This window comes from Pseudomonas azotoformans, from assembly GCF_900103345.1.
Classification (GTDB): Bacteria; Pseudomonadota; Gammaproteobacteria; order Pseudomonadales; family Pseudomonadaceae; genus Aquipseudomonas; species Aquipseudomonas azotoformans.
This window is the reverse complement of sequence record NZ_LT629702.1, coordinates 2,233,315-2,245,472: the sequence shown is the minus strand read 5'-3', so window position 1 is coordinate 2,245,472 and position 12,158 is coordinate 2,233,315. Positions and strand designations below refer to the sequence as shown.

Annotated in this window: 10 protein-coding genes; 3 read left to right on the top strand and 7 right to left on the bottom strand. The window is 61.4% G+C overall.

Going from position 1 to position 12,158, the window contains the following annotated elements:
* Window positions 1-1,608 carry a carboxyl transferase domain-containing protein gene (locus BLR69_RS09725; RefSeq protein ID WP_071493464.1) on the bottom strand — a complete coding sequence of 536 codons (1,608 nt, stop codon included), beginning with the start codon at window positions 1,606-1,608 and terminating at the stop codon, window positions 1-3.
* An 11-nt stretch (window positions 1,609-1,619) separates the two neighbouring features.
* The gene (locus BLR69_RS09720) at window positions 1,620-2,783 is read right to left on the bottom strand and encodes an isovaleryl-CoA dehydrogenase (protein WP_071493463.1); all 1,164 of its coding nucleotides are present in this window, start codon (window positions 2,781-2,783) and stop codon (window positions 1,620-1,622) included.
* Window positions 2,784-2,933: 150 nt separating this feature from the next.
* Between BLR69_RS09720 and BLR69_RS09715 the strand changes: the two genes are divergently transcribed.
* On the top strand, window positions 2,934-4,571 hold the full coding sequence (locus BLR69_RS09715; RefSeq protein WP_071493462.1) for an AMP-binding protein: 1,638 nt from the start codon (window positions 2,934-2,936) through the stop codon (window positions 4,569-4,571).
* 541 nt (window positions 4,572-5,112) lie between these two features.
* Here the strand turns inward: BLR69_RS09715 and BLR69_RS09710 are convergent.
* From BLR69_RS09710 to BLR69_RS09700, 3 genes are all read right to left on the bottom strand, one after another.
* Window positions 5,113-6,012: a hydroxymethylglutaryl-CoA lyase gene (locus tag BLR69_RS09710; RefSeq protein WP_071493461.1), complete on the bottom strand. Its 900-nt coding sequence runs from the start codon at window positions 6,010-6,012 to the stop codon at window positions 5,113-5,115.
* Between the two features lie 16 nt (window positions 6,013-6,028).
* Complete coding sequence (locus tag BLR69_RS09705) at window positions 6,029-6,421, bottom strand: MerR family transcriptional regulator (RefSeq protein ID WP_071491993.1); 393 nt, start codon at window positions 6,419-6,421, stop codon at window positions 6,029-6,031.
* Window positions 6,422-6,536: 115 nt separating this feature from the next.
* Window positions 6,537-7,472 carry a LysR family transcriptional regulator gene (locus BLR69_RS09700; protein WP_071493460.1) on the bottom strand — a complete coding sequence of 312 codons (936 nt, stop codon included), beginning with the start codon at window positions 7,470-7,472 and terminating at the stop codon, window positions 6,537-6,539.
* Between the two features lie 151 nt (window positions 7,473-7,623).
* Between BLR69_RS09700 and BLR69_RS09695 the strand changes: the two genes are divergently transcribed.
* On the top strand, window positions 7,624-8,853 hold the full coding sequence (locus BLR69_RS09695; protein WP_071493459.1) for an acyl-CoA dehydrogenase: 1,230 nt from the start codon (window positions 7,624-7,626) through the stop codon (window positions 8,851-8,853).
* A 121-nt stretch (window positions 8,854-8,974) separates the two neighbouring features.
* Here the strand turns inward: BLR69_RS09695 and BLR69_RS09690 are convergent, their stop codons facing one another.
* On the bottom strand, window positions 8,975-10,306 hold the full coding sequence (locus BLR69_RS09690; protein WP_071493458.1) for a substrate-binding domain-containing protein: 1,332 nt from the start codon (window positions 10,304-10,306) through the stop codon (window positions 8,975-8,977).
* Between the two features lie 182 nt (window positions 10,307-10,488).
* A complete protein-coding gene (gene xthA / locus BLR69_RS09685; protein WP_071493457.1) occupies window positions 10,489-11,301 on the bottom strand; it encodes an exodeoxyribonuclease III in 813 nt (270 codons plus the stop codon).
* Between the two features lie 168 nt (window positions 11,302-11,469).
* On the opposite strand from xthA, the gene BLR69_RS09680 reads away from it, so the two are divergent.
* On the top strand, window positions 11,470-12,120 hold the full coding sequence (locus BLR69_RS09680; protein ID WP_071493456.1) for a GNAT family N-acetyltransferase: 651 nt from the start codon (window positions 11,470-11,472) through the stop codon (window positions 12,118-12,120).
* Window positions 12,121-12,158: the final 38 nt, after the last annotated feature.

The window sequence follows — 12,158 nt, the reverse complement described above, 5'->3', positions numbered from 1 at the left end:
TTACATGCGGAACACGCCGAAGCGGCTCGGCTCGATGGGGGCATTCAGCGACGCGGACAAGGCCAGGGCCAGCACGTCACGGGTTTGCAACGGGTCGATCACACCGTCGTCCCACAGGCGTGCGCTGGAGTAGTAGGGGTGGCCCTGGGTTTCGTACTGGTCGAGGATCGGCTGCTTGATCGCCGCCTCTTCCTCGGCGCTGAACCCTGTGCCGGCGCGTTCAGCCTGCTCGCGCTTGACCTGCACCAGCACACCCGCCGCCTGCTCGGCGCCCATCACGCCAATACGCGCGTTCGGCCACATCCACAAAAAGCGCGGGTCATAGGCGCGGCCACACATGCCGTAGTTGCCGGCACCAAAGCTGCCGCCGATGATCACCGTGAATTTCGGTACCTTGGCACAGGCCACGGCGGTGACCAGCTTGGCGCCGTGCTTGGCGATGCCGCCGGCTTCGTACTTCTGGCCGACCATGAAGCCGGTGATGTTCTGCAGGAACAGCAGCGGAATACCGCGCTGGCAGGCCAGTTCGATAAAATGCGCGCCTTTTTGCGCCGCTTCGGCAAACAGAATCCCGTTGTTGGCCAGGATCGCAATCGGGTAGCCGTGCAGGTGGGCAAAGCCGCACACCAGGGTGGTGCCAAACAGCGCCTTGAATTCATCGAACACCGAACCGTCCACCAGCCGTGCAATGACTTCGCGTACATCAAACGGCTGCTTGGCGTCGGCCGGGATCAAGCCGTACAACTCTTCACCGCTGTATAGCGGCGCGACTGGCGAGCGTTGCAGCAACTGGCCTTGTTTGCGCCAGTTGAGGTTAGCCACGCTGCGCCGGGCCAGCGCCAGTGCATGCTCATCGCTGTCGGCATAGTGGTCGGCCACGCCGGAGATCTTGCAGTGCACATCGGCACCACCGAGGTCTTCGGCAGTCACCACTTCGCCGGTGGCGGCCTTCACCAGCGGTGGGCCGGCAAGGAAGATAGTGGCCTGGTTGCGCACCATGATTGCTTCGTCGGCCATGGCTGGCACATAGGCGCCACCGGCGGTGCACGAGCCCATCACCACCGCGATCTGCGGGATGCCCTGGGCGCTCATGTTGGCCTGGTTGAAGAAGATCCGCCCGAAGTGCTCACGGTCGGGAAACACTTCGTCCTGGCGCGGCAGGTTGGCGCCGCCAGAGTCCACCAGGTAGATGCACGGCAGGCGGTTCTGCTCGGCGATGGTCTGCGCGCGCAGGTGTTTTTTGACGGTGAGCGGGTAGTAGGAGCCGCCTTTCACCGTGGCGTCGTTAGCGACGATCATGCATTCGACGCCTTCCACGCGGCCGATCCCGGCAATCACCCCGGCGGCCGGCACGTCTTCGCCGTAGACCTGATGGGCCGCCAGTTGGCTGAGTTCAAGGAACGGCGAGCCCGGGTCGAGCAAACGATTGATACGTTCGCGGGGCAGCAATTTGCCGCGTGAGGTGTGTCGCTCCTGTGCCTTGGCGCCGCCACCTTGCTGCACGTGGGCGAGCAGGGTGTGCAGGGCGTCGACCTGTTGGCGCATCGCGGCGCTGTTGGCAGCAAATTCTGCCGAGCGCGGATTGAGCTGGGTATGCAGAGTGGCCATGGTGCGCTCCTTCAGCGGGTTTCGTTGAAGAGTTCGCGACCGATCAACATCCGCCGGATCTCACTGGTGCCGGCGCCGATCTCATACAGCTTGGCGTCGCGCAGCAGGCGCCCAGCCGGGAATTCGTTGATGTAGCCATTGCCGCCGAGAATCTGGATCGCGTCCAGGGCCATTTGCGTGGCGCGTTCGGCACTGTAGAGGATCACCCCGGCGGCATCCTTGCGCGTGGTCTCGCCACGCTCGCAAGCCTGGGCCACCGCGTAGAGGTAGGCGCGGCTGGCATTGAGCTGGGTGTACATGTCGGCGACCTTGCCCTGGATCAACTGGAATTCGCCGATGCTCTGGCCGAACTGCTTGCGGTCGTGGATGTAGGGCACGATCAGGTCCATGCACGCCTGCATGATCCCGGTAGGGCCGCCGGAGAGCACCACACGCTCATAGTCGAGGCCGCTCATCAGCACTTTGACGCCGCCGTTGAGCACGCCGAGGATGTTTTCTTCCGGCACTTGCACGTCATCGAAAAACAGCTCGCAGGTGTTGGAGCCGCGCATGCCCAGCTTGTCGAACTTGTTGCTGCGGCTGAAGCCTTTCCAGTCGCGCTCGACGATAAACGCGGTGATGCCGTGGGGGCCCTTTTCCAGGTCGGTCTTGGCGTAGATCACATAGGTGCTGGCGTCGGGACCGTTGGTGATCCAGGTCTTGCTGCCGTTGAGTACGTAATGATCGCCGCGTTTATCGGCGCGCAGCTTCATCGAGACCACATCGGAGCCGGCATTCGGCTCGCTCATGGCCAGGGCGCCGACGTGTTCGCCGCTGATGAGCTTGGGCAGGTATTGGAGTTTCTGTGCGTGATTGCCGTTGCGGTTGATCTGGTTCACACACAGGTTGGAGTGCGCGCCGTAGGACAACGCCACTGAAGCCGAGCCCCGGCTGATTTCCTCCATGGCCACCACGTGGGCCAGGTAGCCCAGGCCGGCGCCGCCGTATTCTTCTGGGACGGTAATGCCCAGCAGGCCCATGTCGCCGAACTTGCGCCACAGGTCGGCGGGGAACAGGTTGTCGATGTCGATCTGCGCCGCACGGGGCGCGATTTCCTTGCTCACAAAGGACTGCACCTGGTCGCGCAGCATGTCGATGGTTTCACCGAGGGCGAAGTTCAGGGACGGGTAACTCATGGACAGGCACCTTAATGTGAGCATTGTTGTTGTGTGGATGGGGCGCCAGGGGAGGGCGCTCACCTTTACGTTAACGTAAGCTTGCGTTACGGCGCTGTCAATCGTAGTTTACGTTTACGTCAACCTACAAAAAAGACAACAGGGGTCGTTATGGATCAACCGAACCAGAGCTACAGCCGTGGCTCACAGGACAAGACCTTGCTGGCCATGACGATTGGCCAAGCCTTTGACCGAACCGTCGCGCAGTTTCCCGATGGCGAGGCCCTGGTGGTGCGCCATCAACAACGCCGCTACACCTGGCGGCAGTTGGCCGAGACGGTGGATTTGCATGCCCGTGCCTTTCTTGCCCTCGGCATGCAGACCGGCGACCGCCTGGGCATCTGGGCGCCCAATTGCGCCGAGTGGTGCATCAGCCAGCTTGCCAGCGCGAAGCTCGGGGTGATCTTGGTCAATATCAACCCGGCTTATCGCAGCAGTGAACTGGAGTACGTGCTCAAGCAGTCCGGTTGCCAATGGCTGGTGTGCGCCGGCTCATTCAAGAGCTCCGATTACCACGCCATGCTGCAGGAACTGAAACCGGACGTGCGCGGCCTCATCAGCCTCGATCCCAACCCGCCTGCGGGGTTCATGCCCTGGTCGCAACTGGCCGCGCTCGGGGCTGGCGTGCCGCCCGAACAGTTGCACAGCCGTCAGGCCAGCCTGCACTTCGACCAGCCGGTGAATATCCAGTACACCTCCGGCACCACCGGCTTCCCCAAGGGCGCCACCCTCAGTCACCACAACATCCTCAACAATGGCTACATGGTCGGCGAAAGCCTGGGCCTGACCGCGCAAGACCGCCTGGTGATCCCGGTGCCGCTGTATCACTGTTTCGGCATGGTCATGGGCAACCTGGGCTGCATCACCCACGGCACCACCATGATCTATCCGAACGACGGCTTCGACCCGCTGCTGACCCTCACTGCGGTTTCCGAAGAGCACGCCACCGGTCTTTACGGCGTACCCACCATGTTCATCGCCCTGCTCGATCATCCACAACTGCGCGACTTTGACCTGTCCACCCTGCGCACCGGCATCATGGCCGGTGCCACGTGCCCCATTGAGGTGATGCGCCGGGTCATCAGCGAGTTGCACATGCGCGAGGTCCAGATTGCCTACGGCATGACCGAGACCAGCCCGGTGTCGCTGCAAACCGGAGCGGACGACGACCTGGAACGCCGCGTGACCACTGTCGGGCGCACCCAGCCACAGTTGGAAAACAAGATCATCGACGTCGACGGCAACACGCTGGCGCGCGGTGAGATCGGCGAATTGTGCACCCGTGGCTATAGCGTGATGCTCGGCTACTGGAACAACCCCGACGCCACCCGCGAGGCCATCGACGACGCCGGCTGGATGCACACCGGCGACCTGGCGAGCATGGATGCCCAGGGTTACGTATGCATCGCCGGGCGCAACAAGGACATGATCATTCGTGGCGGCGAGAACGTGTACCCGCGAGAGTTGGAGGAGTTTTTCTTCACGCATCCTGCGGTGGCGGATGTGCAGGTCATCGGCATTCCGGACGAGCGCTACGGTGAAGCCATCGTCGCCTGGGTCAAGTTTCACCCCGGCCATGTCGCCAACGAGCTGGAGTTGCAAGCCTGGTGCAAGGGTCGTATCGCGCACTTCAAGACGCCCAAGCACTTCAAGTTCGTGGAGGAGTTTCCGATGACGGTGACGGGCAAGATCCAGAAATTCCGCATGCGCGAGATTTCCATGCAAGAGTTGGGGACAGGGCAGGAATAAAGCCCGGAAAGCACAAAGGGGACCCGAGGGTCCCCTTTAATTTGTCGTTGCGTGCTCTTTTTTTATTATTGAGGGGCGGTCTATTGTTGTTTTTGGCAACCGTTACCCTTTACCGCTGTTTTTGGCGACCCCCATCCGGGATCAAGAGCAAACGTATTTTTTTGAGCGCTGATCTGCTTCTTCGTGATGATCCAACCAGTGGGCAGCTACCTGAGGTAGTTTTATTTTTCTCTGACCGGTTGCGGGTTTCGGCATGCCGTACCCTGCGAAGCACATCTTCTCCAAAAAAATCTGTTAGCTGCGTCTCTGCCGTGTTGTTTTTGTTATGTCAGAGTCGTTTCGTCTTATTTTTATTAGGTTTGGCGCTTTTTATTCTTGTTATGCCATAGAGATAGCAGAAGCCGTGCCAACTTTTAAAATCCCTTTAAAATCAATGAGTTGATTTTTTTGTAGGGTTTGGCCTACGGCAAATACGACAAAATATGTTCCCGTGTTACTCGATGTGTAGGCGTGCGGTAACACATTGTCACGGCTAAGCTACTCAACCGGCGTTACGCGCCTTTGCCACGCGCGACCCTGTCGGCCGGCCCAGCACACGGCTGATCTGCTGGCCCGCGCCAATCAATGCCTCAAGGTCGATACCGGTCTCGATACCCAGGCCGTTGAGCAGGTACAGCACGTCTTCGGTGGCGACGTTACCGCTGGCGCCCTTGGCGTAAGGGCAGCCGCCGAGGCCCGCGATAGAGCTGTCGAACACCGTGATGCCTTCCAGCAGGCTGGCGTAGATATTCGCGATGGCCTGGCCATAGGTGTCATGGAAGTGTCCGGCGAGCTTGTCCCGTGGCACCTGCGCCGCTACCACCTCGAACAGCCGCCGCGTGGCGCCTGCCGTACCGGTGCCGATGGTGTCGCCGAGGGACACCTCATAGCAGCCCATGGCATAGAGTTCCCGCGCAACGGCCGCGACCTGTTCCGGCGCGATCTCGCCTTCATAAGGGCACCCCAGCACGCACGACACATAGCCGCGCACGCTGACCCCGTGCTGCCTGGCCGCCGCCATGATCGGCGCAAAGCGCTCCAGGCTTTCACTGATGGAGCAATTGATATTGCGCTGGGAAAACGCCTCGGACGCGGCGGCAAACACCGCCACTTCCTTAACGCCAGCCGCCAGCGCGTCCTCGAACCCGCGCAGGTTCGGCGCCAGCGCACCATAAGTCACACCGGGCTTGCGCTGGATCTGCGCAAACACCTCGGCGGAACCGGCCATCTGCGGCACCCACTTGGGCGAGACGAAACTGCCGACTTCGATATAGCGCAAGCCGGCTGCGCTCAATGCATCCACCAAGCGGACCTTGTCCGCCACGCTGATGGGTTGGGCTTCGTTCTGCAAACCGTCGCGCGGGCCGACTTCCACCAGGCGTACGTGTGAGGGGAGGGACATGGTGGTTACCTTCTGATCAGTGGTCGGCCTGGCGCAAGGTGTGTGCCAGGGCCTGGGTGCAGCGCTCTTCGGCGGTGTCCAGCTCCAGCTTCATCTGTTCGATATCCAGCAGTTGCTGTTCCAGCTGCTCACGGCGCTCGGCGATTTTCGCCAGCATGCTGTTGAGTTGTACGTGGTTGCCGCTGGTGGGGTCGTAGAGTTCGATCAGCTCGCGGCATTCGGCCAGGGAAAAACCGATGCGCTTGCCCCGCAGGATCAGCTTGAGGCTGACCTTGTCGCGGGCCGAGTAGATGCGCTCCTGGCCCCGGCGTTCCGGGGCCAGCAGGCCTTGTTCTTCGTAGAAGCGAATGGCGCGGGTGGTGATGTCGAGCTCGCGGGCGAGGTCGGAGATGCTGTAGGTGGTGCTCATGGGGGCGCTCAAGAAGGTCTTGGCGTTAAGCTACTGGCAGGTTGACGTAAACGTCAAGGGTCGCTGCGCGACCCATCGGGGGCAAGCCCCCTCCCACAGGGCCGGCGCTTCAACCTCAGGCCTGTTGTTTATCGAGTTTCTTCTCGTGAGCGGTGACCTGCTGGCACAACTCGATCATCTGCTCGCGCATCCAGCGGTTGGCTGGGTCCTGGTCGGTGCTTTCGTGCCAGTACAGGTGGGTTTCCACCGGCGGCACGTCGTTGACCGGCAGGTTGAACCAGTGCAGTTCGTGGCGGCGGGCGAAGCGCTCGGGCACGGTCATGACCATGTCGGTCTGCTGCAACACCTGCGAGGCCATCAGGTAGTGTTGGGAGCGCAGGGCAATCTTGCGCTGGATGCCCATCTTGCCCAGTGCCAGGTCCACATGACCCAGGCCGTTACGCCGGCTGGAGATATGGATATGGGTCAGCGACAGGTAGTCATCCAGCGTGAGCTTGTCCTTGCCGGCCATGGGATGGCCCTTGCGCATGGCACACACGTAGCGATCTTCCATCAGCTTGACGTGGCGTACCTGCGGGTCGGTGTTGAGCGGCGCATCCACGGCAAAGTCCAGGCGCCCGGCGGCCAGCTCCTTGGTGGTTTCGCGGCGCTTGGACAGGAAACTCTCGATCACCACCGTGGGCGCCAGGCGGCGCAGGCGCTGGAACAGCAGCGGCAGGATCACCGCCTCGGTGAGGTCGGTCATGCTGATGCGGTAGGTCTTGGCCGCCTGCTGCGGGTTGAAGATGCGGCTTTCCTGCACCGACACCCGCAGCAATGACAGCGCGTTGCGCACCGGGCCGATGATGTTCTGTGCCATGGGCGTCGGCACCATGCCCTGGGCGGTGCGCACGAACAGTGGGTCGTTGAAGGTCTCGCGCAGGCGGGCCAGCGCGTTGGACACCGCCGGCTGGGTGATGCCGACAATCTGCCCGGCGCGGGTCAGGTTGGCTTCGGTGTAGATCGCGTCAAAGACGATAAACAGGTTGAGGTCGACCTTGCTCAGATTCATTTCGCAGCGCTCTTATTGTTAGGTGGCCATACGTCGATCATATATCGGTGATGAATGTTAATACACGCCGAGAATAGGCTAGGTAAATTATCAACGCTGTTCTAGCATCGATTGCATGACCTAAACAACCTCTCAGAGAAGGGAGCTGCTCATGGATTTCGCCTATTCGCCCAAGGTTCAGGAACTGCGTGAACGTGTCACTGCGTTCATGGATGCTTACGTTTACCCGGCCGAGCCGGTGTTCGAACGCCAGGTCAGCGAAGGCGACCGCTGGCAGCCCACCGCAATCATGGAGGAGCTCAAAGCCAAGGCGAAGGCCGAAGGCCTGTGGAACCTGTTCCTGCCCGAATCCGAACTGGGCGCCGGCCTCACCAACCTCGAATACGCGCCACTGGCCGAAATCATGGGCCGTTCCCTGCTGGGCCCGGAGCCGTTCAACTGCTCCGCCCCCGACACGGGCAACATGGAAGTGCTGGTGCGCTACGCCAATGAAGAGCAGAAGCGACGCTGGCTTGAGCCGCTGCTGCGCGGCGAGATCCGCTCGGCGTTCGCCATGACCGAGCCGGACGTTGCTTCTTCCGACGCTACCAACATGGCCGCCCGTGCCGAACGCCAGGGCGATGAGTGGGTGATCAACGGCAAGAAATGGTGGACCTCCGGCGCCTGCGACCCGCGCTGCAAGATCCTGATCTTCATGGGCCTGAGCAACCCGGATGCACCGCGCCACCAGCAGCACTCGATGATCCTGGTGCCGGTGGACACACCCGGCGTGAAGATCGTGCGCCCGCTGCCGGTGTTCGGTTACGACGATGCGCCCCACGGTCACGCCGAAGTGCTGTTCGACAACGTCCGCGTGCCCTATGAAAACGTCCTGCTCGGCGAGGGCCGTGGCTTTGAAATCGCCCAGGGCCGCCTTGGCCCAGGCCGTATCCACCACTGCATGCGCTCCATCGGCATGGCCGAGCGTGCGCTGGAATTGATGTGCAAACGCTCGGTCAGTCGTACCGCATTCGGCAAGCCGCTGGCACGACTTGGCGGCAACATCGACAAGATCGCCGATTCACGCATGGAGATCGACATGGCGCGCCTGCTGACCCTGAAGGCGGCGTACATGATGGACACCGTGGGCAACAAAGTGGCGAAAAGCGAGATCGCCCAGATCAAGGTGGTGGCGCCGAACGTGGCCTTGAAGGTGATCGACCGCGCGATCCAGATCCATGGCGGTGCCGGCGTTTCCAACGACTTCCCGCTGGCCTACATGTACGCCATGCAACGCACCCTGCGCCTGGCGGACGGCCCGGACGAAGTGCACCGGGCGGCCATCGGCAAGTTCGAGATTGGCAAGTATGTGCCTAAAGAGCTGATGCACAGCGGGCAGTAACACCGCGTCGCCTGCATCGGGGGCAAGCCCCCTCCCACACTTGGATGTGTTTACAGATCAAAATGTGGGAGGGGGCTTGCCCCCGATGAGGCCGGATCAGGCAATGAAGCTCCATCAGTCCTCAGTAAACCCACACCTCCACTCGCCGATTCTTGATCCGCCCCTCATCCGCCGTATTCGCCGCCACCGGCATCTGCGCACCAAACCCGCGGATGTCACGCAGCACTACGCCGTTCTTCACCAGTTCCCGACGCACCGCCATCGCCCGCAGCTTTGACAACAACGCGGCGCGCTGCGGGTCATCCTTGGCATCGCCAAACCCCACCAGCGTCACCTGCTTATTCAGCTTGTCGTGGTTTTTCAGATAGGCCACCACCCGCTGCAGATCCTGGCGCGCCTTGTTGTCGAGGCTGGCGCTGCCTTCTTCAAAGCGAAAATTCACCGTCAAGCGCTGGGCATCGCGGGCGATGGCTTGATAGTCATCGGGCATCGACGGGCGCGGTTGCACGGCGACTGCCTGCACCTGCTGCGCAATAAACCCGTTGGCGGCCACAATCGCCTGGCCCTTGGTGCCCTGGGTAAAGTCCACCAGTGCCTTGGCCCACGGGTTGTGCCCGGACGGCGGCAGGTAGAAAAACAACCGGCGTGACAGCGGATAATCCTCGGTAGCAATCAGGCTGTTGAGCGGCAACATGGGCTGTGAATCGCCATCCACAATCGCCACGGCCTTGGCCTGGCGCACGTAGGGCAGGCCGATAAAGCCGATGCCCTGCGGGTCGTGGCTGACCGCGTCGGACAGCTGCTCGCTGGACTCGAAGCGCTTGGCACCCGAGGCCAGCGGCTTGCCACGCAAACGCAACACCAGTTCCTTGAACGTATCGTAGGTGCCGGATTGATCATCCCGTGCGTACACATGGATAGGCCCGCCGATGCCGCCCACGGCCTCCCAGGTACTGATGTCGCCATTGAAAATCTGCGCCAGTTGCTCGGTGTTCAGTGTGTTCAAAGGGTTCTGCGGGTGGAGAATGATGGCCAGCCCGTCGATGGCTATCACCTGTTCGGCTTCGGGGCTTTTCAGGTCGCCCAGGGGTTCTAGGTCGACCAGTTCCCTGTCCTTGATCGGGCGAGACGAGGCGGCCAGATCGGCGCTGGTTTTTTTCAGCGCTGTGAACCCGGTGCTCGAACCGTGGGCCGCGACCTCGATGGTCACGGTCTTGCCTTGGCGCGTCTTGCCGATAACGCGTTGTTCATTGGCGCCTTCGCCCGGTTCGCTGTGCACTCCCTGCAAGCCCTGATGCTCCATCAGCCCCTTGACCAGTGCCGGGCCCAGCGCCGCGCCAATGGTATTGGAGCCCTGGATGCGCAGTGCAGGGCCTTGATCAGGAACGGGCAGGGGGGCGGAAACGGCGAAGAGGGGAAAAACAGTCAGCAGTAACAGAACGCGCAGCCTCATGCCGGCACCTTCTCAAGCCAAAGGGAGTGCCGCGAGAATAAGTCAGGCAGGTTGCATAAATATGACGGACGCGCCGCAAGGCTGAATGTGGGAGGGGGCTTGCCCCCGATAGCGGCGTGTCAGCTATAGATGGGCTGACGACCCACTGTCATCGGGGGCAAGCCCCCTCCCACATGTTGTGATCAGCTCAGTTCCAGCCAGATTGGCGCATGGTCAGACGGTTTTTCCAAACCACGCAGCTCGTAATCCACCCCGGCATCCTTGACGCGCGGCAGCAGGCCATTGGAGGCGAGGATCACGTCGATGCGCAACCCACGCTTGGGCTCGTCTTCAAAGCCCCGGCTGCGGTAGTCGAACCAACTGAAGCGGTCGGCCACGTCCGGGTTGAGGTGACGGAAGCTGTCCACCAGGCCCCAGTTTTTCAGGCGGGCCATCCATTCGCGCTCTTCCGGCAGGAAGCTGCACTTGCCGGTCTTGAGCCAACGCTTGGCGTTGTCGGCGCCGATGCCGATGTCGCAGTCTTCCGGGGAAATGTTCACGTCGCCCATCACCACCAGCGCCTGGTCGTTGCTGAACTGGCTTTCCAGCAGTTGCTGCAGGTCTTCGTAGAAGCGCTGCTTGGCCGGGAACTTGGTGGGGTGGTCGCGGCTTTCGCCCTGGGGAAAGTAGCCGTTCATGATGGTCACCGGGTGGCCGTTCTCGTCGGCGAAGGTGCCCCAGATAAAGCGACGCTGGGCGTCCTCTTCGTCACTGGCAAAGCCTTTGTGCACGCTCAGGGCTTCCTTGCGCGACAGCAGGGCGACGCCGTAGTGGCCTTTTTGCCCGTGGTAGTACACGTGATAGCCAAGGGCCTGCACTTCGGCCAGCGGAAATTGGTCATCGTGGACTTTGGTTTCTTGCAGGCCGATCACGTCGGGCTGGTGCTTTTCAATCAGCGCCGCCAACTGATGTGGGCGGGCGCGCAGCCCGTTGATATTGAAGGAGACGATTTTCATGGTCGGCAGTCCAGTCTGGCAAAAGGGCGATGCTAGCGGACAAGTCGGACGGGGGCCAGCGTGGCGGTAGGGCAGATGCACTGCTAATGTCTGGGAACGACTCGTGCTGTGTAGGTTCGTACCCATAAGAACGCTGCCTTTTGAGCCGCGCCCAGGGAGATTGACGGTATGCCGGACACTACAACTGCAATTGCTGAAATTCGCCTGCTCAACAGCGGCTATTCCCGTGAGGCCCGTTCCCTGTTGTACCAGGCCTATCGGCATGAGCCGACCTTCGCCTACATCTTCGAAGCCGAGCGTCCCGGTTATGAACAACGGGTGCGCGCCACCGTGCGCGAGTTGGTCAAGCAGCACTTCTTTCAGAAACTGCCGGCCATTGGTTTGTTCGTCAATGACCGCCTGATCGGCATCGCCCTGATCGCGCCACCGCAGCGGCGCCTGGGCATCACCGAGAGCTGGGCTTGGCAACTGCGCATGTGGCTGAGTACTGGTGTGCGCGGTACACGGCGTTACCTCGACTACCACCACGCGGTGCTGGCGTGCCTGCCCAGTGAGTCGGTGCATCTACTGCCGTTGCTCGGCATCCACCCGCAGTTCCAGGGCAAGCATTACGGCGAGCAGTTACTGGAAGCCGTGCACAATTGGTGTGCCGAAGACCCGCATTCGTCCGGTGTGGTGCTGGACACGGGGAATTCACGTTACCTGGAGTTCTATAAGCGTCAAGGCTATGAGGAAATCGGTGAAGTGGCGGTAGGCCCGATCCTGGAGCACGTGTTTTTTCATCCCAATCCCCAGCCGTTACATGCTGCAACGGCTTGATCCAGAATTATTCAGATAAATCCAGGTTCAAAGAATCT

Bases quoted from the DNA above. Each gene is read 5' to 3' on its own strand.
- BLR69_RS09725 (WP_071493464.1), bottom strand. From the start codon at position 1,608: ATGGCCACTCTGCATACCCAGCTCAATCCGCGCTCGGCAGAATTTGCT.
- BLR69_RS09720 (WP_071493463.1), bottom strand. From the start codon at position 2,783: ATGAGTTACCCGTCCCTGAACTTCGCCCTCGGTGAAACCATCGACATG.
- BLR69_RS09715 (WP_071493462.1), top strand. From the start codon at position 2,934: ATGGATCAACCGAACCAGAGCTACAGCCGTGGCTCACAGGACAAGACC.
- BLR69_RS09710 (WP_071493461.1), bottom strand. From the start codon at position 6,012: ATGTCCCTCCCCTCACACGTACGCCTGGTGGAAGTCGGCCCGCGCGAC.
- BLR69_RS09705 (WP_071491993.1), bottom strand. From the start codon at position 6,421: ATGAGCACCACCTACAGCATCTCCGACCTCGCCCGCGAGCTCGACATC.
- BLR69_RS09700 (WP_071493460.1), bottom strand. From the start codon at position 7,472: ATGAATCTGAGCAAGGTCGACCTCAACCTGTTTATCGTCTTTGACGCG.
- BLR69_RS09695 (WP_071493459.1), top strand. From the start codon at position 7,624: ATGGATTTCGCCTATTCGCCCAAGGTTCAGGAACTGCGTGAACGTGTC.
- BLR69_RS09690 (WP_071493458.1), bottom strand. From the start codon at position 10,306: ATGAGGCTGCGCGTTCTGTTACTGCTGACTGTTTTTCCCCTCTTCGCC.
- xthA (WP_071493457.1), bottom strand. From the start codon at position 11,301: ATGAAAATCGTCTCCTTCAATATCAACGGGCTGCGCGCCCGCCCACAT.
- BLR69_RS09680 (WP_071493456.1), top strand. From the start codon at position 11,470: ATGCCGGACACTACAACTGCAATTGCTGAAATTCGCCTGCTCAACAGC.